16 protein-coding genes and 3 tRNA genes are annotated in these 21,120 nt (G+C 59.0%); 10 read left to right on the forward strand and 9 right to left on the reverse strand.

Annotation, left to right across the window (positions count from 1 at the left end):
* Positions 1-101 precede the first annotated feature (101 nt).
* Positions 102-1,379, forward strand: a complete 1,278-nt coding sequence (locus CFN46_RS16625; RefSeq protein ID WP_024953041.1) for an HlyC/CorC family transporter — start codon at positions 102-104, stop codon at positions 1,377-1,379.
* Positions 1,380-1,639: 260 nt separating this feature from the next.
* On the opposite strand, the gene CFN46_RS16630 is transcribed toward CFN46_RS16625, so the two are convergent.
* The gene (locus tag CFN46_RS16630; RefSeq protein ID WP_024953040.1) at positions 1,640-3,532 is read right to left on the reverse strand and encodes an MFS transporter; all 1,893 of its coding nucleotides are present in this window, start codon (positions 3,530-3,532) and stop codon (positions 1,640-1,642) included.
* Complete coding sequence (locus CFN46_RS16635; protein ID WP_024953039.1) at positions 3,529-4,173, reverse strand: TetR/AcrR family transcriptional regulator; 645 nt, start codon at positions 4,171-4,173, stop codon at positions 3,529-3,531. Before CFN46_RS16635 ends, CFN46_RS16630 begins: the two co-directional genes overlap by 4 nt.
* 294 nt (positions 4,174-4,467) lie before the next feature.
* On the opposite strand from CFN46_RS16635, the gene CFN46_RS16640 reads away from it, so the two are divergent.
* Both CFN46_RS16640 and CFN46_RS16645 read left to right on the forward strand, forming a co-directional pair.
* Positions 4,468-5,178 carry an SOS response-associated peptidase gene (locus CFN46_RS16640; RefSeq protein ID WP_024953038.1) on the forward strand — a complete coding sequence of 237 codons (711 nt, stop codon included), beginning with the start codon at positions 4,468-4,470 and terminating at the stop codon, positions 5,176-5,178.
* Between the two features lie 100 nt (positions 5,179-5,278).
* Positions 5,279-8,251 carry an insulinase family protein gene (locus CFN46_RS16645; protein WP_176426515.1) on the forward strand — a complete coding sequence of 991 codons (2,973 nt, stop codon included), beginning with the start codon at positions 5,279-5,281 and terminating at the stop codon, positions 8,249-8,251.
* Between the two features lie 114 nt (positions 8,252-8,365).
* Here CFN46_RS16645 and sbcB read toward each other — a convergent pair whose 3' ends face one another.
* The 4 genes from sbcB to minC form a co-directional block, all read right to left on the reverse strand.
* Positions 8,366-9,841: an exodeoxyribonuclease I gene (sbcB, locus tag CFN46_RS16650; RefSeq protein ID WP_024953036.1), complete on the reverse strand. Its 1,476-nt coding sequence runs from the start codon at positions 9,839-9,841 to the stop codon at positions 8,366-8,368.
* Between the two features lie 112 nt (positions 9,842-9,953).
* Positions 9,954-10,217: a cell division topological specificity factor MinE gene (gene minE, locus CFN46_RS16655; RefSeq protein WP_024953035.1), complete on the reverse strand. Its 264-nt coding sequence runs from the start codon at positions 10,215-10,217 to the stop codon at positions 9,954-9,956.
* Positions 10,214-11,032 (reverse strand): septum site-determining protein MinD, encoded by an 819-nt coding sequence (gene minD / locus CFN46_RS16660; RefSeq protein ID WP_024953034.1) that lies wholly within the window; start codon positions 11,030-11,032, stop codon positions 10,214-10,216. Before minD ends, minE begins: the two co-directional genes overlap by 4 nt.
* A 189-nt stretch (positions 11,033-11,221) precedes the next feature.
* The gene (gene minC, locus CFN46_RS16665; protein WP_024953033.1) at positions 11,222-11,971 is read right to left on the reverse strand and encodes a septum site-determining protein MinC; all 750 of its coding nucleotides are present in this window, start codon (positions 11,969-11,971) and stop codon (positions 11,222-11,224) included.
* A gap of 515 nt (positions 11,972-12,486) precedes the next feature.
* Between minC and CFN46_RS16670 the strand changes: the two genes are divergently transcribed.
* Entirely contained in the window at positions 12,487-15,300 is a 2,814-nt protein-coding gene (locus tag CFN46_RS16670; RefSeq protein WP_024953032.1) for a DUF349 domain-containing protein, read from the forward strand.
* Between the two features lie 239 nt (positions 15,301-15,539).
* On the opposite strand, the gene phbB is transcribed toward CFN46_RS16670, so the two are convergent.
* Positions 15,540-16,286: an acetoacetyl-CoA reductase gene (gene phbB / locus CFN46_RS16675; RefSeq protein WP_024953031.1), complete on the reverse strand. Its 747-nt coding sequence runs from the start codon at positions 16,284-16,286 to the stop codon at positions 15,540-15,542.
* A gap of 375 nt (positions 16,287-16,661) precedes the next feature.
* On the opposite strand from phbB, the gene CFN46_RS16680 reads away from it, so the two are divergent.
* The 5 genes from CFN46_RS16680 (at position 16,662) to CFN46_RS16700 (ending at position 18,668) form a co-directional block, all read left to right on the forward strand.
* Positions 16,662-16,738 (forward strand) — tRNA-Met (locus tag CFN46_RS16680).
* A 43-nt stretch (positions 16,739-16,781) separates the two neighbouring features.
* Positions 16,782-16,858, forward strand: a tRNA-Met gene (locus CFN46_RS16685).
* Positions 16,859-16,903: 45 nt separating this feature from the next.
* Positions 16,904-16,980 (forward strand) — tRNA-Met (locus CFN46_RS16690).
* A gap of 120 nt (positions 16,981-17,100) precedes the next feature.
* Positions 17,101-17,580: an EVE domain-containing protein gene (locus CFN46_RS16695; RefSeq protein ID WP_088744187.1), complete on the forward strand. Its 480-nt coding sequence runs from the start codon at positions 17,101-17,103 to the stop codon at positions 17,578-17,580.
* Between the two features lie 122 nt (positions 17,581-17,702).
* Positions 17,703-18,668 carry a tetratricopeptide repeat protein gene (locus CFN46_RS16700; protein ID WP_088744188.1) on the forward strand — a complete coding sequence of 322 codons (966 nt, stop codon included), beginning with the start codon at positions 17,703-17,705 and terminating at the stop codon, positions 18,666-18,668.
* Positions 18,669-18,821: 153 nt separating this feature from the next.
* On the opposite strand, the gene CFN46_RS16705 is transcribed toward CFN46_RS16700, so the two are convergent.
* Together CFN46_RS16705 and CFN46_RS16710 are read right to left on the reverse strand one after the other, a co-directional pair.
* Positions 18,822-19,055 carry a hypothetical protein gene (locus CFN46_RS16705; protein WP_024952861.1) on the reverse strand — a complete coding sequence of 78 codons (234 nt, stop codon included), beginning with the start codon at positions 19,053-19,055 and terminating at the stop codon, positions 18,822-18,824.
* A 128-nt stretch (positions 19,056-19,183) separates the two neighbouring features.
* Positions 19,184-20,344, reverse strand: coding sequence for a MalY/PatB family protein (locus CFN46_RS16710; RefSeq protein ID WP_088744189.1), 1,161 nt, complete (start codon positions 20,342-20,344; stop codon positions 19,184-19,186).
* 115 nt (positions 20,345-20,459) lie between these two features.
* Between CFN46_RS16710 and CFN46_RS16715 the strand changes: the two genes are divergently transcribed.
* Positions 20,460-20,885, forward strand: coding sequence for a hypothetical protein (locus CFN46_RS16715; RefSeq protein WP_088744190.1), 426 nt, complete (start codon positions 20,460-20,462; stop codon positions 20,883-20,885).
* Positions 20,886-21,120 lie beyond the last annotated feature (235 nt).

Consider the following 21,120-nt stretch of genomic DNA (forward strand, 5'->3'; position numbering starts at 1 on the left):
GGCTCATTAGTCCCGCAGCAACGCCGACAGCATCGCCTGATGCAATGCCGTCGGCGTGACAGTATCATGCGCTTAAATCCGCCACCGAGGACCCTTCACTCTTGAGCGACGACACCCCGCTGGGGCTGCTGTTCGGCCTATTGGTCGTTCTGATCATCCTCTCTGCCTTCTTCTCGAGTTCCGAGACCGGCATGATGTCGATCAACCGCTACCGCCTGAGCCATCGCGAAAAAAGCGGTGAGCGCGGCGCCAAGCGCGTCACCCGCCTACTTTCCCGCCCAGACCGCTTGATCGGCGTTATTCTGATCGGCAATAACTTCGTCAACAATCTGGCCGCGTCACTGGCTACCATCATCGCCATTCACTATTTCGGTGATGTGTCCGGTCCAGCCATTTCCACCGCCGCGCTCACCATCGTAGTGCTGATCTTTGCTGAGGTGACGCCGAAGACCATGGCCGCCTTGAATCCCGAGCGCATTGCCTATCCGGCCTCACTGGTTCTCGAGCCGATGCTCAAGGTGCTCTATCCACTAGTATGGCTAGTCAATGGCATTTCCAATGGATTGCTGCGTCTATTCGGTGTGCGCGATGTCAGTGGCAATGCCGATAGCCTGACCCGCGACGAGCTACGCACTGTGGTGCACGAGGCAGGCAGCATGATTCCTCGCCGTCACCAAGGCATGCTGCTATCGATTCTCGACCTCGAGAATGTGACTGTCGATGACATCATGGTGCCGCGTCAGGAAATCTTCGGTATCGACCTCGATGACGATCTCGACATCATCCTTAGCCATGTCCGCGCGAGTCAGCACACCCGCGTGCCGGTCTACAAAGGTGACATCAACAACATCATCGGCATCCTGCACCTGCGCAATGCCGCACGCTTCCTGTCACTGGATGAGATCACCAAGGCTTCCATCATCCAGGAGGCTCGCGAGCCCTATTTCATTCCAGAATCCACCCCGCTGCACACACAGCTGCTCAACTTCCAAAAGCAGAAACGTCGCATCGGTATCGTGGTCGACGAGTATGGTGACGTGCAGGGTCTGGCGACGCTGGAAGATATCCTGGAAGAGATCGTCGGCGAGTTCACCACTGACGTAGCCGGCACTCATCAGGAGATTCACCCGCAGGACAACGGCAGCTACGTGATCGAAGGGACGGCCAACATCCGTGAGATCAACAAGGCGATCGGCTGGCAACTGCCCACCGACGGACCCAAGACACTCAATGGCTTGATCCTTGAGCATCTTGAATCGTTTCCGGATGCGCCCGCCAGCCTGGCGATAGGTACCACGCGCATCGAGATCCAACAGGTGAAGGACAATCAGATCACCTCGGCTCGCTGCTGGCAGGCAGCTCGCGTGAGCCGCCCCTGATATAAGGCGTCATCCCGCGCCATCAGCAGACACAGGCCCGCCATTTGGTGGGCCTGTGTCATTCTAGCCTTGTGCAAGAGGGCATCATGTTCATCACCACTACCAATAGCTCCTCGGCCCCTGCTGATCCTCAGCGCCAGCGTGCTAGCCATGCGAATCGCTATCGCCTGGCTGTTGAGCCTATGGTGATAAACGCAAAACGCCGCTCATGAAGCCATGAGCGGCGTTTTCGCATGCAGTATCAATAGAGCTGTCTGCCACTACCGGCCTTTACTCAAGCGAGTCGCCTTGCGATGTAGGTCACGCACCGCGCTTTCGAGTTCTGCCGCCTTCACACCTTCAGCTTCGAAGGTACGTCCGGCACACAGCTCAACCCGCCCACGGATACGACGCGGCCACTTGGCAAAGGCCGGCCCCCCTCCGTGGGAGAACCAGGAGCCCCACAGCCCGCCCAGGGCCATCGGGATAACCGGCGCCGGGTTACGCGCCAGGATCAACTCCAGTCCACGCCGGAACCGCCCGACTTCACCATCACGCGTGAGCTGGCCTTCAGGGAAGATCATCACGACCTCCCCAGCCCGCAGCGCCTTGCCGACCTCTTCCAGTGAACGCCGCACACCCGCAGGGTCCTTGCGTGACGAATCGACCGGGATGGCCCCGGCAATACGGAAGAACCATTTTAGCCACGGCGAGTGATAGATTTCGGCGTCCATCAGAAAGCGTAGCGGTCGCGGGCTCGCTCCTCCCAGAATCAGAGCGTCCATGAAACTGACGTGATTGCAGACCACCAGTGCCGCTCCCTCCGCCGGAATCCGCCAGCGGCCCTTGAGGTGCAGGCGATACATCAGGTGAATGAGGATGAAGATATTCAGACGCAGGAAGGGCCGCGGGTCACGCAACATGCAGACCACGGCAATCAGCGCGCTGATGACGGCCAGCACCAACAGGAAATCAGACAAGCTGCGCCCCAGCGTGCTGAGCATCAGGATGCCGAATCCGGCCGACAGCACCATCAGCAAGGCATTGAGCACGTTGTTGGCGGCGATGACACGCGCACGATGATCTTCGGGGCTGCGCACCTGCAGCAGGGTATACAGCGGGACGATATAAAGCCCGCCGCCGAAACCGATCACGCCGAGATCCAGACACATGCGCCAAAATCCCGACACCTGCAGCAGCTCCAACAATGGCGTTGCCTGTTCAGCACTACCTAGCATCGGGCGCAGGGCCAGATCCAGCCCACCAACGAAGATGATCAGTGCGCCAAAAGGCACCAGCCCGGTTTCGAGTCGACCGCGCGAGACACGCTCACAGGCCAACGACCCCATCCCGATACCGATCGCGAAGGCGGCCAGCAGCGCGGAAGTTGCCCCTTCTGCACCATGCACGATGTCACGTGCATAGGCGGGCAACTGAGTGAGGTAGCTGGCCCCGAGGAACCAGAACGCGCTGATACCGAGCAGTGCCCATTTCAGACGACGATTACCCAGCCCTTCGCGCATCACGGCAATGCTGCCGGAGAGCGGCCGCCACGGCACAGGGCCTGGTGAAAGCGACGGTGCCGGCGGAATTCTGCGCGCCACGAAGACTCCGAGCAGCGACAGCGTGACCAGCGATGCCGACAGTGCCCAGCGCGCCAGATCACCGCCCAGCGCCATCAATGCAGCAGCGGCCAGCGTACCGACCAGAATCGCGAGGAATGTTCCCAGCTCGACCCAGGCGTTGCCACTGACCAGTTCATCCGCCTTGAGGTGCTGCGGCAGGATGGCATATTTGACGGGGCCGAACAGCGCCGATTGAGTGCCCATCATGAATAACAGCGCCAGCAGCAGCTCCCAGGCTTCAAAGATCAAGGCCCCTGCCGCGACACTCATGGTCGCGAGCTCAAGCCACTTGAGATTGACGATCAGGCGCTGTTTGTCGAGACGATCTGCCAGCAGACCGCCCCAAGCAGAAAACAATAGAAAGGGAAGGATGAACAAACCGGCGGCCAGATTATTGACGATGCCAGTGTCCCAGCCCCGCTGCTCGATCACCACGAAGGTCATCAACAGCAACAAGGCGTTCTTGAACAGGTTGTCATTGAAGGCCCCAAGGGCCTGGGTCCAGAAGAAGGGCGCGAACCGTGGACGACGGAGCAATTCTCGACTCATTGCCCCTCTTCCGTAGCATCCCCCGCAATCGCAGCCTCGCTGCGTACCCTGAGCCCTGCCAGCATGGTATCGAGCAACTGATCCAGTAGCTCAGTCACTTCCAATGGCTGCCCCTGCCACAGGCCAAGACGTTCGTTCATGCCCAGCTGGACCAAGCCATGCACGCTACCCCACAGGGTGCGCGCCATGCGCTTGGCCTCGACAGACTCCACACGAGGTGCGTACTCGACCAGCGCTCCCTCGACGCGCTCGAACAGCCCTTCGATCATCGTGTTCTGACGCTGATCCAGCTCACCTTCCTGTGCCAACGGGAAATCGAACAGCAGCTGCCAGCGGTAAGGGTCACGCTGAGCAAACCCCCAATAAGCACGCGCAAGCGACTTGAGGCGCTCCGAAGGACTCGGTGTCTCCTGGCCGGCAATCGCAGCATGCAGACGGTCCAGCGTCGCCAGATTGACGTGCTGGAGCAGGTTACCAAAACTGCCATAAAGCTTGAGCAGGGTACTGGGCGCGCAACCCACTTCACGAGCGAGGTTGCGCAGAGACAGGGCGTGAACAGGCTGTGCTTTGAGCCATTCATCGCAGGTCTCCATTACCCGCGCATGCAGCGCTTCCGGTGCATGCTGACGTGGACGGGCCATCGAATTCCTCTGATGCTTGAGATGCGTTACCGCGTAGCAAATCTGACGCGGTGTGTGTCCGTACTGCACGGGTGAGCAAAGGCATACGATGTCATTGCGACATCTTTTGAAGCGGCCCGTACCAGCCATTGAATCGAACACTGTTTCCGTCCAGCATATCGAGACTGAGCGCAAACGCAAGCACCACCAAGGTGTGGCATGCTGGCGTACGCCGCATGCAGCGAGGTCGTCACACCCCATTGGGCAGCGCGACACCCTGCATGTTCCTTTCGCCTTCCGCCTTCAAGGATTTCTGTGGCCGGACGCCTGTACACCCCTCCCTTTCCCGACGATCTGCCGCCTCGTGAGCTGTTCGGCAAGCTCGCGACCGCTGCACTCGCTCGTCAGTTGCGCGAAGAGATGTTGATCAGTGCCAATCGCGCACCACGCATGCCGGCCTCAATGTTACGGCTTGAAGGTTCAAAATTGCGCCTGGTACCAGCATTGTGGGGACTGACGCCTAGCTGGCTGGACATCATGGACCACGCACCGCACATAGCCCGTGCGGAAACTCTGGAAACGCGACGCATGTTTCGTGAGTCCTTCATCAGCCAACGGGCACTGATTCCGGTCGGTGGTGTCTATGTCTGGAAGGAACAGCCCAACATGAAACAACCGTTTCTGGTCACACATGCTGATCGCGCCCCCTTACTGCTGGCAGCTATCTGGACGCGTCACTTCAGCCCGCCATTGATAGAAGGTATGCCACCGGAAGGACGTGACAGCTTTGCCTTGATCAGCGTGGCGTGTGCCGGTGTCAGCGCTCGCCTTACCGATCGCATGCCGGCCGTCATTGCGCCGCATCAGGTACGTGAGTGGCTAACGGCCGATACACCACTGGAAACAGTCCGCGCCATGTTGGCGCCCGATGCCAGCCTTGCAGCCTTCCCGGTGGCACGCCGTGTCAATGACCCTGCACATCAGGAATGGAGTGTGGCGCACCCTACTGGCCCAATGCTGGTCTGACGTCACCATGCGTCTAGTGACGCACTGGCCTCGTAGCTCGCATATGCCTGTTCTTTCACTCACGCTCTGCCGCCACCGGTCTTTCGTATCAGGAGAGAAGATGCCACTGCTACCCAGGTTTCGCCCACTCGGCCTAAGTGCCGCCATCGCCGCCATCGTTCTGGCTGGCCTCTCCCCTGGTGCTGTACTGGCAGATGCCAACAGCACGCCAGGCAGTGCCCAGAATGTCAGCGTCAACGCGCAAACGGGGCCGGTCATCAAGAGCGAGAATGACAAGCGCAGCTATCGTAGCCTGACTCTCAACAACGGCCTCAGGGTGCTACTGGTCAGCGATCCAGACGCCGACAAGGCAGCCGCAGCCATGGACGTGGAAGTCGGCAGTGCCCAAGACCCCAAGGATGTATTGGGGCTGGCACACTTCCTTGAGCACATGCTGTTCCTCGGCACTGATCGCTATCCTGATCCGGATGCCTATCAGGATTTCATCACCAAGCATGGTGGCAATCACAACGCCTTTACCGCCAGCCAGGACACCAACTACTTCTTCGATATCGAGCCAGAGGCCTTTGGTGAGGCATTGCCGCGCTTTGCACGCTTCTTTGTCGCCCCTCAGTTCAATGCCGAGTACGTGGATCGCGAACGTCACGCAGTGAACTCCGAATACCAGGCGCGCATGCAAGATGATGGGCGTCGCGTCTATGAGGCTGTCGAGAAGGCACTGAATCCTGAGCACCCCTTCAACCGCTTCAGCGTCGGTAGCCTCGATACCCTGCAAGATACTGACGCCGGCAGCCTCCGCCAGCGCCTGGTGGACTTCTACACCGCTCACTACGGTGCAGGCGTCATGCGCCTGTCACTGGTAGGACCACAATCTCTCGACGCGCTGGAAAAACTCACGCGCAGCAATTTCAGCGATGTGCCCAATCGTGATCTGAAACGCCCCGAGATTGATATTCCCCTCGTCACACAAGGCGAGCTCCCGGCACGTCTCGAGGTCAAAGCGCTCAAGCAGGAACGTGAGCTTGCGTTCATGTTCCCCATCGACGATCCCATCGAGCACTATCGCACTCAGCCCGTCAGCTATCTCGCCAACTTGATAGGTCACGAAGGAGAAGGCAGCTTGCTCGCCGCCCTCAAAGCCAAGGGCTGGGCGGACGCCCTTTCCGCCGGTGGTGGCCTCAGCGATGGCCACAACGCGATGCTCAGTATCGACATCACACTGACGCCGGAAGGTGCCAAGCATCAACCGGAAATTCGCGCGGCGCTGTTCGACTATCTGGCCTTGGTCCGCAAGCAGGGCATCAACGACTGGCGCTACGCCGAGCAGGCCAAGCTGGGCGAGCAGAAATTCCGCTTCCAGCAGCGTAGCTCACCGGTCGATCTCGCCAGCAGTCTGGCGATGATGATGACGCGCTATCCAGTCAAGGAAGTCCTGGCTGCGCCCTATCTGATGCAGAACTTTGACGCAGCGTTGCTCGACAAGACGCTGGCACGTCTTACACAGGACAACCTGCTGGAGGTCTACTCCGGCCCCAATGTGACAGGCGATGAGCAGGGCCAATGGTTCAAGGCGCCCTACACACTGACGCGCCTGAGCGATGACGATGCCACTTCAAGCGCTGCGACTGATGGCGCTTCCGCCAGTACTGCCGATTCACTGGCCAATCAACTGGCACTGCCAGCCCCAAATCCGTATCTGGCCAGCGATTTCCGCGTGCTCGAGCTGCCAAATGCAGCACCGACACAGCTGCTGGATGAGCCAGGCGCAGAACTTTGGTATCAAGGCAACGATAGCTTTGGCGTACCACAGGCCGAGTGGCGCTTCGGCTTGCTGAATCCGGAGATCAGCTCCTCAGTAGAAGAGCAGGTCATGAGCCGTGTATTGGCCGCCTGGCTGAATGAGAGCCTCAATGCGCGCCTGTATCCTGCACGCTTGGCGGGACAGGATGCGCTGGCCTACGCTCATGGCCGCGGCATCACTTTGCAGTTCAGTGGCTGGCGTGACGGCCAGCAGCCGGAAATGCGCGAAGTACTCGATCAACTGGTCAATGGCGAGATAGTGCCAGCCACGCTTGAGCGCATTACTCAACGGCTGCGTCGCAACCTGCAAAATCGGGCGCAGGCTCCTCTCTACTCACAGCTGGGCCGCAGCCTCAGTGAAACGCTGATCGGTCCGCTGGCAACAACGCCTCAGATGATGGCAGCGCTGGACACGGTGAATAGCCAAACGTTGGACGCCTTCCGCAAGCACTTCCTGGCCCGTCTGCATGTGCAGGCAATGGTGACCGGAAACCTCACTGCCAAACAGGCGAGCGACACCGGTCAGCTGGTCGTCAATGGCCTCGCACCACGTGTCACGCGAGAGGCGATTCCGACACTGGAAGTGCGTCAGATCAGTCAGCAGACAGCACTGCGTCCGAACAGTACGCGCAGTGATGCCGGCGCGCTGCGCTATCTGCAAGGCGAGGACCGCACACTGCAAAGTCAGGCACGCCTCGCCGTCCTCGGGCAGTTGATAGAAGCCCCCTTCTACAGTCGCCTGCGTACTGATGAGCAGCTGGGGTACATCGTCTCGGCGAGTTACTCCCCGATGCTCGACGCACCGGGGCTGAGCATGCTGGTTCAGTCGCCGTCCAAAGACAGCAAGACGCTATTCTCGCGTATGGATGCCTTCATGACCGAGTTCGACACTCGCGTTCAGGCACTCGATGAGTCAGCGCTGACAAGCTATCGCCAAGCCGTCATCGATAGCCTGACCCAAAAACCGCGTCGTCTCTCTGAATTGGCTGCCCGAAACTGGAACGAATTGAGCTTCGGTTGGACCGGTTTTGATCGGCGCCAGCAGCTGGTCGCTGCCGTAAAACAGGTCAATCCGGAAGACATCCGCGCAACCTGGCAGCGCCTGCGCAACGCCGACTCACTGGAACTGGCCTTTGATCCGGGCACGCCCAGCGACTTCGACCAGCGTATCCCCAAGCTCGCGCTGCCAGCACTGCCGGAGGCGCCACGCGCGCAGGCTGAGGCGACCACTTCAGCACCCTCAGCGCAGCCAACGAGTAATGCACAGCATTGACAGTTCGCCGTGGCATTCAAAGGACTTGCCTGAACGTCTGATCTAAACGACACGACCCCAGCGAAATCGCTGGGGTCGTGTCGTTTAAGCTACTGAGATATTTTCAGCCACTGCCTAACCAAATGCTTGAGGCGGCATGATGCCTTCTACATACATGGCCAGCTCCTCTAGAATCTGCACCCGATCAGGGTCTTGCTCGGCATGCCCCAGTTGCTGAATGTCCGCCACGAAGCCCTTCACGGTCAGACTAGCCACTGTCTCATCGTTCATGCGCTCCCAACGCCACTGTTCCCAGCGCTCACGCTCGGCAGAATTGAGTGTGTAGCCGTAACTGCGCGCGCGATAACGGAATAGCATCTCCTCAAGGCGCCCATCCTGGAAAGCGAACGGCGTATCGTCCAGCGCCTCCGGATGCGTGGCACGCACCCGCTCCATCTCCTTGCGATCTGCTGGCGAAAAGAAGCCGCCAGAGTAAAGCATCAGATCCGGATCAGCGGGAGGTTCCGGCGGCGCTTCGGCAAATACCTGCGCCACTTTCACGCCGATACCAGCATTGTCCTTGAGCCACTTCCAGTGCACACGACACTGGGCAGGATCGATCTGGAAGCGCGCGACGATCTCGCCGTACTCCCCCTTGCTCGGCCCCTCAACATCCTTGAGCGCATTGGCAGGCAACAGTACCGGGCTCTTGTTGAGATGGATGACCTTGAGCGGGATGCGCTCCTCACCTTCGGCCAGATCATCAGCGCGAGCAAACACACGGGCACGAATTTCCTCGGCCGTAAGCTCCATCAACGGCGCAGGGTCCACCGAGAGGTCATAGACGATCACACCATTGGCGTTGGACGGATGCTCCGCGAGCGGCACGACCAGCGCACCACACGCCCGTGAGGCTGGATAGCGTCGTGAGATGTGCAGCATCGGTTTACGTGCGCCGATATCGAGCAGGCTGGCGACGTGGCGCTTGTTGCGCAGCTTGAGCAGGTAGTCGAACAGGCGCGGATTGCGCTCCTTGAGCAGACGCGCCAAGGCGATGGTCGCGCGCACGTCGACCAGCGCATCGTGAGCCCCAGCATGCTCGATACCATTGGCTGCGGTCAGGTGCTCCAACCGGAAGCTGGGCGCACCATCTTCACGCTTGGGCCACTCGATGCCTTCAGGGCGTAGCGCATGGAAGGCGCGCACGATATCGATCAGATCCCAGCGCGAATTGCCGTTCTGCCACTCACGCCCGTAAGGATCAAGAAAGTTGCGATAGAAAAGATGGCGACTGACCTCATCATCAAAACGCAGGCTGTTATAGCCCAACGTGCAGGTGCCCGGCACGCTCATTTCATCGTTGATACGCCCAGCAAACTCAGCCTCCGGAATACCGCGCCGCTCAGCCTGCTGCGGCGTGATCCGCGTAATCAGACAGGCCATCGGATGGGGCAGAAAATCATCGGCTGGCTTGCAGTAGAGCGTCAGCGGCTCCCCGATCTCGTTGAAGTCGGCGTCGGTACGGATGGCCGCGAACTGCGAAGGACGGTCACGACGCGGGTCAGCGCCGAAGGTCTCGTAGTCGTGCCACAGGAAGGTGGGCTCTGCCACAGGAAATCTCCACGCGGGCGGTCGGAAAATGAACCTGCCAGAGCACCGTACTCAGCAAGGCTGGCACAGCACTCTGGCAGATGGGGTCAGACGTGATACAAGGCGTCGCCGATCAGTTTTTCTCACCGGGGCGCGGCAGCGTGACATTCAGCTCCAGTACCGAGCAGTCGTCTTCTCGGTCAAGGGAGATGTTGATGGCATCTTGATCGACCTGAACATACTTGCGGATCACTTCTAGCAGCTCACGTTCCAGCATCGGCATGTAATCCGGCTGGTCACGCTGACTACGTTGATGCGCAACGATGATCTGGAGCCGCTCCTTGGCGACATTGGCGGTCTTCTTGCGCTCTCGCTTCAGAAAATCCAGTAATTTCACTTGCGGCCCCCTCCGAACATTCTGGCCAGTAGGCTGCGCTTCTCTATCTCATGGAAGCGCAGTGGCACTTCCTCGCCCAATAGACGAGAGACGCAATCCACATACGCCTGACCGGCATCGCTTTTCTGGTCGTGTGTTACCGGCACCCCCTGGTTGGAAGCACGCAGCACGGCGTCAGATTCTGGAATCAAGCCAATCAGAGGAATCGACAGGATTTCCTGGATGTCCGTCAAATTCAGCATATCGCCACCGGTCACACGCGCCGGATGATAACGAGTGATCAACAGGTGCTCGACGACCGGTGACTCGCCGATCTCTGCCCTGCGGGTCTTGGACGACAGCAGACCGATGATCCGATCGGAGTCACGTACTGAGCTGACTTCCGGATTGGTAACCACGACAGCTTCATCAGCGAAGTACATCGCCAACTGAGCACCGCGCTCGATACCTGCGGGGGAGTCACAGATGACGTAATCGAAGTCTTCGCGCAGAGCGATCAGTATCTTCTCGACGCCCTCCTGAGTCAGCGCATCCTTGTCGCGGGTCTGAGAGGCCGGCAGGATGTGCAGATTGTCGATGCGCTTGTCGCGAATCAGGGCCTGCTTAAGGTTGGCTTCGCCCTGGATGACGTTCACCAGGTCGTAGACCACGCGACGCTCGCAACCCATGATCAGGTCCAAATTACGCAGACCCACATCGAAATCTATCACGACCGTCTTGTTGCCGCGCAGAGCCAGTCCAGTGGCAATAGCGGCGGCGCTAGTCGTCTTGCCAACCCCGCCCTTGCCTGACGTCACTACGATAATCTTGGCCAAAGGTATCTTCCTTGCTGAGAGTCCCCCGCAGCGCGGGGATCGCCTGTAAATATGAGGATTCGTTTCACGCGTGATCGCGTATGAATCAAAGATCTTATGAACAACGATCGTGCGCGAAACGATTGTGCTAGCACCAATGCCAAAAGATGCTCGACGGGCCGCGAACTACCATCAGCGGCCATCGCTCTATCAGTTGAGCCGTGCGATGCAGAGCTGATCGTGTTCAAGCACTACTTCGACGCTGGCGCCCAGTAAGCGGTTATCAATGTCATCGAGGCGCTTGTAGGTACCGGCGACCGAGAGCAGCTCGGCATGCAGTTCTTTGCAATAAATGCTGGCATTGCGATCGCCGTGGATACCGGCTAACGCGCGGCCACGCAATGCCCCATAAATATGCACACTGCCTGCCGCCAGAATCTCGGCCCCAGCATTCACCGCACCGATAATGACCAGATCACCATCAGAGGCACTGATCTGCTGGCCAGAGCGCACCGTGCCGCGGAACACTTTACTGGCATGAACAGGTTCTGCCTCGGGCTCAGGTTCGATGGCGCTAGCAGCTTCAGCCACGGGTTCAGCAACCGGCGGCACGGATTCTAGTGTGCGACCGCGGCTTTCCTGTGGCGGGAACCAGCCCAACCCCAATGCCCAAGCCGACTGACGCACCGGGTCACCGCCGCCACGGACAGCCACCGGCAGTAGCTTATGGCCACGACACACGGCGCAAATACGCTCCAATGCCAGATGCGGCTCGTCGAGTTTTTCGACGCTCAGCACCACCGGCGTATGTTGAAAAAATGCCGGCGACTGACTGAGCTTGCTGGCCAGCTGGGCTCGGATCTGCTCCGGGTCGCCACTGACCAGCTCCATAACCGTCATCGGCAGCATCCCGCCCTTGAAGATGAAGGCCTGAGGGGCCCTGTCCGTACTGAGACTCATGACCTGACTCCGGGTTGCGTAATGAGTATCGAAGCCCTTCGACACTCTTGATGATGCACGTGAAGCCCGATGCATCCTCCGGATGGCATCCCGAAGAAGAAGGCCACTTGGATAACATAGCTCTCACCCGCACATGACACAGCGCTGTATCACATACTCTGAATAACAAAGCTCTGGGTAACAAAGCTATGTGAGCTGACACAGTGCTGCAACTGATGATACGGCCAGCAAGCGACCCTGTCAGGTGTCGCGAGGCCACGACGTTCATCACTATTGTCGTGACCATGATGCGTCACGTGGCCCGTGATGTCGCGTATGGCGCCTTGTCGAGCCAATCAGGCACATTCATCCACACTCAGGAGCACACAATAGGGGTCTGCGACTGGTAAGATAGTGAGGTGACGAAATTCATGCGCCGTCACCCCGGAATCAATATCGGCCTTACCTTTCCATGCCTGTATTCGTGACCGGCTGTTGTTGCGCCCCTCTATTTTTGCCTGGATAACCGCTCTCTCATGACCGGACTGCTTTCCCGCCTCACTGGCCGCCTGTTCACGCCTCGCTGGCAACATGCAAACCCCACCATTCGCGCTGCTGCCACTGATCAACTTGATCCTGATATCCCGGAACAGCGCAAGATTCTGGAAACGTTGATACTCAACGATTCCGCTCTCGAAGTGCGCCATGCCGCTCTAACACGCATGCAGACGCCCGAGCGCCTGTTACCGCTGCTGGATCGTGCTGATGGCTTGGTTCGCGAGCGCTTGGTCGAGCTACTGAGTGGCGGGCAGGATGCCCCCTCGCTGCTGAGCCGCGAGCAACTGGTGGAACGCCTGGAAGACAGCGAATTGCTGTCGGCTGTCGCCGCGCGTGGCGACAACCAGCAATTGCGTCTGACAGCACTGGCACGCATCGACGATGAAGAAGTGCTGATCCAGCAGGCGTGCCACAACACCATTGCGGCCGTACGCCATGCAGCAGCGGCACGCATCACAAGCCAGGCCGGCCTTGAGCGCCTTGTACGTGATGCCAAGCGTGATCGTCATGTACAGCGCCAGGCACGTGACACCCTGGCGCGCCGCCGCGCTGATGCGCAGGAAGCTGATGCCCTCGCCGTCAGCCGTGACAATCTGCTGCGCCAGATGGAAAAGCTACCCCGCCAAGCGTGGGAAGATAGCGTGCCATCCCGCTATCGCTCACTGCTGCGCGAGTGGGAACGCCTACCTGCTGCCGAGCACACTCCTCAGCAGCGCTTCGAAGAGGCCCGCCAGCAGGCTTACAAGGTCATCAGCGATCATGAAGCACGTGAGCAAGCCATCCGTGAACATGAACGCCTGAGTGCCAATCTGAGCACGCATCTGACGGAAATTCTGACCGCCCTGACGCATGCGAGAGATGACCTGAATAGTCGCGAACGCATCAATGACCATGATTTCGCCAGCCTGCAGGCCCAACGCCGCCTGCAGGGCGAGCGTTGGCGCGAGCTAACCGACCAGTTCTCGGCCCCTACCGAATTGCTCGAGCAACATCAGCGCCTGCAGCAACAGCTGCAGAGCCCGCTGGATGCCTGGCATCGCCATCAGTTGTGTCAAGTCGAACTTGACGCCGCACTGATCGATAACGATCTCGAGCAGATGATGCGGCTTGAGCGCGAAGTCGCCTGGCCATCAGATCTAACGATGACGGCAAGTCTCTTTGCTCTGCAAGAGGCACTGGCCAATGCCGCTCCCATAGAATCGGAAGCAGTCCAGGGTGATGGTGACGAAGCACAGCCATCAGCAGCCGACAAAGCAGCGAACTCAGCACTCGATGCCGCTGCGCTCGACGCTGAGATTGATACGCTGGAAGCCCAGCTCGACGCAGGCAAGCTCAAGCCAGCCAGCCGACTGCATCGTTCTCTGCGCGATCGTACCGAGGGCAAACTGGATGCCCCTCGCCAAGCACGCCTGCGCCAGCTCGGGGCACGTGTCGCAGAGCTACGTGACTGGCAGAACTTCGTCGCGGCGCCGAAGCGTGAACAGCTGCTGGATGCCATCACCACATTGGCCGAGCGCGACGACGTCAGCGATGAGCAGCGTGACCGTCAGCACCAATTGCTGATCCAGCAATGGCGCGAGCTGGGCGATGCCGCTGCGACACGCGACGCAAGCCAAGCCTTCCGCACCGCGTCCGATGCGATAAAGCAGCGCCTCAGCGACTACCGCGAGACTCGCAAACAGGCACGTGAGCATAATCTGGCCATGCGCCAGTCACTCTGCGAGCAGCTGGAATCCCTGAATGGCCACGCCATGGAGGATGCTGACCCAGACTCTCTGCGCCAGATTCGTGATCGCGCGCGTGAGGAATGGCGCCGCCACACACCGGTACCAGCAGGCCCTGGACGCCAGCTGTCGCATCGTTTCGGTGAAGCACTCACCGCTCTACAGGGCTTGATCGATAGCCGCGCCGGGCAGATTGCCGCCGCCAAGCAAGCACTGGTAGAAGCGGCAGAGGCACTGGCTGATGAAGATTCGCCCGCCCGCCCGCGGGCCGAGCAGGCCAAGACACTGCAAACCCAGTGGCGTGAGCTGGGCCGTGCCCCCAAAGGCGAGGAGCAACGCCTGTGGACAGCCTTCCGTGCAGCCTGTGATCGTATTTTCGCTGCCCGCGATCAAGACCGCGAAGATCGTGACAGCCGCGAGCAAGTCCGCCTCGAGCAGTGGCAGGCACTGATCGAACGCCTCGACAGCTGGGAGCCCGAGACGCTCGAAGACGCTGCGCAGCTCGACGATGCGCTGAAAGAAGCCGATAGCCTTGGCGCGCTACCGCGCGGTAAGCGTGGTGACGGTATGCGTCGCCGCTGGAACGGCATCCTCAAGCGCCGCGAACAACGTCTGGACGAGCTGCATGCCGTGCAGCTGCTCGAAGAATGGCAGCAATGGCGTGATCTGCTGGAGCAGCACGCTGTCGCCGATGCCAGCGCCAAGCGTGGTGACATCAGCGATGTTGAGCTGCCGAACACTTCAGCATTCGACGACAACAGCCGTCAGGCCAACGCAGCACGTAATCAGATGCGTCGGGCTGAACCAAGCAACTGTAGCGCTGCCAACGAGCGCCTGGCTGAGCTACGAGTGCATCTGGCCATCCTGTTCGAGGCATCACTGGGAACGGAAGATGAATCGCGCCGCCTGACCGTCCAGGTCGCACGCATCAACCAGCAGCTGGGTGAACGCATGGAGCGTGAAGAAGAGCTGGACGAAGTGCTTGATGCCCTGCTCGCCAATGGCCCTCTGGATTGGGATGCCTGGCAAACCGAGCTACCGCGCTTCGATGCGCTGTTCAACCACTGACGGCTCCGCTGCCTGGTCGCTGGGGTAAATGACTGTCTTGACTGCTAGCTTGACTACTAAGTAGCGCGATACAAAAGAAGCCCCCCGCCTCGTAAGAGGTAGGGGCTTCTTTCAATGTGGAGGAAACCTCCTCCATTGGAAATCAATCAACATACCCTGGCAAGTGTACTCTCCAGCCTCATGAACGTGAGCCGAATGAGTACGAGACGCACCAGCGCGAAAATAGCGCGAGCTTCGTCTCAGCCCATGAACTGGCCACCATTGATATCCAGGTTGGCGCCAGTGATGAACCCTGATTTTTCGTCAGCCAGGAAGACGACGGCACGAGCGATCTCTTCCGGGGTACCGTAACGCTTGACCGGGATAGCTTCGCGGATGGACTCGCGAATCTCTTCTGGAATTTTCATGATCATGTCGGTGGCGATATAGCCCGGCGACAGCGTGTTGACGGTGATGTTCTTGGTTGCGGTTTCCTGCGCCAATGCCATCGTCAAGCCGTGCATGCCAGCTTTGGCAGCCGAGTAGTTCACCTGACCAAACTGTCCCTTGCGGCCATTGATGGAAGAAATGTTCACGATGCGGCCATACTTGTGCTCCAGCATGTCATTGATGACAGCACGGCAAGTATTGAAGACGCTATCGAGATTGCAGTTGATGACTTCACGCCACTGCTCATAGCTCATCTTGCGCAATGTGGTGTCACGCGTGATACCTGCGCAATTGACTAGCACAGAGATCGACCCGAAACGCTCACGGATTTCATTGACGCCAGCCTGGCAGGCCTCGAAGTTGTCCAGCTCGATGCCAGAGAGCGCGATGTTCTCGAACCCGGCAGCATGCTGCTCAGCTAGCCAGCCCTCTGCCTTTTCCTTGTTCCTATACCCGGCGATGACCTGATACCCCTGACTCGCCAGCTCACGACAGATAGCGGAACCAATACCTCCAGTACCGCCGGTAACCCATGCAACGGGTGCTGTTTGCGTCATGGTGTTGTAACTCCCTGTTCCTGGAACGTCCTGTATCCGTTGCCGGACACAGCATGGCATGTTCCCGGACAGCAACCCGCCCCCCAGGCAGTCTGCTGTCTCGGTAATAACGACAATAACGACCCTCCCCCGACAGCGTGATGACAACCGTGCGCTCAACGCATTCGGCTACCACCTTGTCCGAGGCGCGTCACAATCCAGTATGGACAAGATCTGGCCGGAAAGTATGTAGCAGATCTCTCACATCCAACGACGACTATCTCCTGTTTCTCGATGGCACGTTTGCCCTCACTCACTCAGAGGAAAGTCTTTCCGCCAATTACGGGATAACGGTTGACCTATCACTGTATATCCTTATAATACGCCACACGTTGATGCGGGGTGGAGCAGTCTGGTAGCTCGTCGGGCTCATAACCCGAAGGTCATCGGTTCAAATCCGGTCCCCGCTACCATTGAAGAGTCAGTATTTTCAGGCTCTTGGGAACAACGTGATGTTGCGGGATGGAGCAGTCTGGTAGCTCGTCGGGCTCATAACCCGAAGGTCATCGGTTCAAATCCGGTTCCCGCTACCAACTTCTGATGCGTCAGAGAGTTGGAGCAAAAGCAGTATCTAGTGTTGCGGGGTGGAGCAGTCTGGTAGCTCGTCGGGCTCATAACCCGAAGGTCATCGGTTCAAATCCGGTCCCCGCTACCAAGAATTCGAAAGGCCTGATGCTTATGCATCAGGCCTTTTTCGTATGCGCACAAAAAAACATGTCCAGCGCGGTAGCATGCGAGAATCTTCAGACACCATTTTCCTTGCAGGGAGTCTCGCATGCGCCATTGGCTAGTCAAGACGGAGCCCGACACCTTCTCTCTGGAAGATCTACGTCGTGAGTCTCCCGCGCTATGGGATGGGGTTCGCAACTATCAAGCACGCAACTTTCTACGTGAAATGCGCTGCGGCGACGTAGTGCTTATCCAGCATTCCAGCTGCAAGGTGCCCGCAATAGTGGGGCTAGCCGTCGTCAGTGAGATTGCACTGCCTGACCCGACTGCCAGCCATCCTGATCACGCAGGCTTTGACCCTCGCCACGTCGCTGATCTAGAGGCGGGAAAGCCACCCCGCTGGCTGGCACCGCGCCTTGCTTATCTGCGCCCGCTCTCTACCACCCTTCCCCTTTCTCGTATCAAGGCCGCCCCATCAATGGCCGAGAGTCACCTGGTGAGGCGCGCACGCCTTTCCGTGATGCCACTAAACGAGAATGAGATCGCCTGTATCGCCTCATTGGCAGGCGAAAGCCTGATGCCCTGAGAGGCCAATGCCTGCCTCTTGTGGGCGAGCACCTTGAACTCCGCTGCGACGGCCCGCATCATCAGGCCAACCGGCTCGCTTGCGAGCCTTGAATCGCATACAGAATCTTCGGGGCATGTCTCATGATCATTGATCCCAATACCGGCAAGCCATTGACCGGAAATGACACCACTGCGGCCCAGCCAGAAGGCATTGTAGGTGCTGGCGACACAGCAGCTCCCCGACAGGCGGAGGATGCCAACACCTATATCATTGATGTCGACATGAGCAATCTGCAGCAGGTACTGGAAGCCTCCATGCAGGTACCGGTGCTGCTTGACTGCTGGTCACCGTCGAGCGAGTCCTGCCTGGCACTGACACCGGTACTGGAGAAGCTGGCACGGGAATATGCCGGTGGCTTTATCCTCGCCAAGCTGAATGTCGAGGACAACCGTGACATCGCCGCTCAGCTGGGCGTGCAATCGGTACCGGACGTCAAGCTGGTGATGCAAGGTTCCCTGTCTGGCAACTTCACCCAGGCGCTGTCGGAAGCAGAAATCACCACATTCCTCGCTCAGCATCAGGTATTGCCTGCGGCGGGTGGCGGCCCGAACCAGTCAGATCAAGCGGCCCAAGCACTGGAGAACGGTGATCTCGACACTGCCAAGGCGCTGTATCAGCAACTTGCACAGGATGCGCCGGACGTACCGGAATATCGTATCAATCTCGCCTCTGTTCTCGTGGCCGAAGGCAACGGAGAAGAAGCCCGTCAGCTGCTCGACTCCCTGAAGCCGGAAGATCGTGATGGCGCAAAAGCACGCGGTGTGCGCGCTCGTATCGACTTCATCTCCGAAGCACCGACGCCCGAAGCCGTTCAGTCGATGATCGAACGAAATGACAGTGAAGCTCGCTATCAGCGCGCGATGCGCGATCTGGCTGATGGTCATTACGAGCTGGCGCTGGATGCCCTGATTAGTCTGGTCAAAACTGATCGTCAGTACGGTGAAGACCTAGCGCGCAAGACACTGTTACGCGTCTTCGATGCTCTCGGTGCGACGCATGAGCTGACAGTGCGCTTCCGCCGCCAGTTGTTCGCCCTGATGTATTGAGGGCCCCATTGGTAGATCAATATTGATACCAGGGTGCTGATATTGCGGCGCTAGCGGCTATCAAACACGCAAAAGCCCCATAGACATGTACTGTCCATGGGGCTTTTCGATATGCCGACCCTATTGCCTTGAGACCTACTGGCCGCTCTCTGGCTATGTGCGATGGCGAGACCAGCCCTTGAGCAGCGATGGTCGCGCCCGCGCCTGCTGTATCGTCAGAGGAAAGTGGATTCCCGGCTCCACAGGTGAATCCTCAAGAGCAGCGCTGGCTTGGTGAGCCAGTCGCAGACAGCCGCCCTGATAGCACCACTGACGGCAGGCAGCACGCTCGACAACCTCTCGCCAGACAGATCCTTGCCCGCTCTCTGCTGAAATCTCGCGCATCATCGCTCTATCTCCTGAATGACAGCCGCTCGTTTCGAGCAGCCTCACAACAGACTTAACGATAATGATTATCAATTCAAGCAAGAGATGCGCAATACCTCAAAGACGTGACCCAGATCATATCCTCGACATCACCGCTCTTGAGTCGCTAGCCGCTCATCCATCTGCAGTAACGCTTGCTCCAGTTGCCGTCGCGTAGTGCCGTAGTTCAAGCGCACAAACCCCGGCCAGCCAAAGTCAGCACCATCTGACAAGGCGACATCACACTCATCAATCAGCGCCTGTTGCGGTGAGTCTCCCAGCCCTGCCTGACGTACATCCAACCATGCAAGATAGGTTGCCTCTGGGCGCGACATGCTCACCCCCTCCCAACGTGCGACATAGGATTCCAGCAGATCAAGGTTATCGCGCAGCACTTCCAGCAGCTGTTGCCGCCAAGGTTCACCTTCGCGCCATGCTGCTTCAGTGGCGACCATCCCCAACACATTGGTGTCCGGCATCAGGCCTCGTGCAGCGCTGGTAAAGCGCTCCCGCACAGCAGGGTCAGTAATCACCGCGCAAGCAAAGGTCAAACCGGCGGTATTGAAGGTCTTGGACGGTGCCCACAGCGTTACACAGCGCGCTGCCAGGCGCGCATTCAAGCTGGCCAAGGGGATATGGCGAGCCGTAGGATCAACCACTAGGTCTGCATGCAGCTCATCGGAGATCACCAGCAGATCATGGCGTTCGATCAGCTCCGCCAGCGCGAGCAGCTCTTCCTCCCCCCAGACACGGCCGGTAGGATTATGTGGATGACACCACAATAAAAGCTGTGTCTCGGGAGTGATCGCAGCCTCCAATGCCTCGAAATCCAGTCGCCACGGGCCACCAGGCTCCAGGGGCTCTGCCAACGGTGCCATCTGAGCGAGACGACCCGTCTTGTTTGCCACTTGCAGGAAAGGAGGATAAATCGGCGTCGTCGTGACCACGCCAGCCCCCGGCGAGGTCAGCGCCAGGCTGGCAATATGTAGCGCCGGTACGACACCAGGCAGCCAGACGATGGCATCACGCGGCACCTCCCAGCCATAATGTTCGCGACTCCAGTCACATAGGCTATCGTCGAGGCTGCTTGAGGGTTTGGCGTAGCCATACACCGGATGGGCGACCCGTTCGGCCAAGGCTCTCGTCACTGCTGGTGGAGCACTGAAGTCCATGTCAGCGATCCAGAGTGGCAGCACGTCTGCGGCGTAACGATCCCATTTCTGAGAAGGGTACTGGCGTCGATCAATCGGGGTGAGAAAATCAAATTCCAAGACGGGTTCTCCCTTTATCAACAGGTAGCGTGAGATAGCGCTCGCCTTGCCGTCGACAGACAAGCGGCGAGCAGAACGATTTCTTGTGGATTTACTACAGCATAAGGCTTTGTGCATGTCCGAAGACACTTTTTACCAGCAAGCTCAACGGGGACTCCCCAGCCTCCTGCTCGCGTGGTTGACCCATGGCCGAGGAGATAGCGAGCGTCTTGCCGTGCTACTAGCCGATACGGCACGCGTGGCCAGCCTCGGACAACCCTCGACCAACCCCGAAGGTGCAATGCTGGAAAGCTGGGCCAACGAGGGTGGTGCGCCACTGTGGGCGCCCAAGGCGGCGTTGTTTCTGTTGATGCAAATGCCCGCACACCCTCTGCCCAATGATAGCGATGCAGCCTGTGCCTGGGCCTATTGCTGGATACGCATGCGTGAACACGCAAGCCCCGATGCCGCACTGATCGCGCTGCCGGAACACCTGCGTCAACCATTGGCATGGCCCATTGAAGCCGCTTGGCAAGATCTGACTCACCAGCGCCTGGTGTAAGCCCGGTAGCGAAAGACCACCTGGTCAGCTATCCCAACCACTCGGCTGCCCACTCCCCCTTCCTGCGATCGCTCCTCTGCTCTACTTGTCAGTGATCGCCCATTGACGACCGTTGCGAGTGATTGATGCGGTCGCCGAGCAAGATAGTCTTGCGCTTTTACTTTGCCTTCTCTCCCTTATCCCTCCTCTCCCCTTCATGGCCCTCCCCGCGATTGCACTTCTCTATCGCACATTC

The sequence above is a fragment of the Cobetia sp. QF-1 genome (assembly GCF_002213105.1).
Taxonomy (GTDB): Bacteria; Pseudomonadota; Gammaproteobacteria; order Pseudomonadales; family Halomonadaceae; genus Cobetia; species Cobetia crustatorum.

What these genes read in the sequence shown, in the direction of transcription:
- CFN46_RS16695 (WP_088744187.1), top strand. Translation starts at nt 17,101, where the DNA reads ATGCGCCATTGGCTAGTCAAGACGGAGCCCGACACCTTCTCTCTGGAA.
- CFN46_RS16700 (WP_088744188.1), top strand. Translation starts at nt 17,703, where the DNA reads ATGATCATTGATCCCAATACCGGCAAGCCATTGACCGGAAATGACACC.
- minC (WP_024953033.1), bottom strand. Translation starts at nt 11,971, where the DNA reads ATGAGTCTCAGTACGGACAGGGCCCCTCAGGCCTTCATCTTCAAGGGC.
- CFN46_RS16635 (WP_024953039.1), bottom strand. Translation starts at nt 4,173, where the DNA reads ATGGCCCGTCCACGTCAGCATGCACCGGAAGCGCTGCATGCGCGGGTA.
- CFN46_RS16630 (WP_024953040.1), bottom strand. Translation starts at nt 3,532, where the DNA reads ATGAGTCGAGAATTGCTCCGTCGTCCACGGTTCGCGCCCTTCTTCTGG.
- CFN46_RS16715 (WP_088744190.1), top strand. Translation starts at nt 20,460, where the DNA reads ATGTCCGAAGACACTTTTTACCAGCAAGCTCAACGGGGACTCCCCAGC.
- CFN46_RS16670 (WP_024953032.1), top strand. Translation starts at nt 12,487, where the DNA reads ATGACCGGACTGCTTTCCCGCCTCACTGGCCGCCTGTTCACGCCTCGC.
- CFN46_RS16705 (WP_024952861.1), bottom strand. Translation starts at nt 19,055, where the DNA reads ATGATGCGCGAGATTTCAGCAGAGAGCGGGCAAGGATCTGTCTGGCGA.
- CFN46_RS16645 (WP_176426515.1), top strand. Translation starts at nt 5,279, where the DNA reads ATGCCACTGCTACCCAGGTTTCGCCCACTCGGCCTAAGTGCCGCCATC.
- phbB (WP_024953031.1), bottom strand. Translation starts at nt 16,286, where the DNA reads ATGACGCAAACAGCACCCGTTGCATGGGTTACCGGCGGTACTGGAGGT.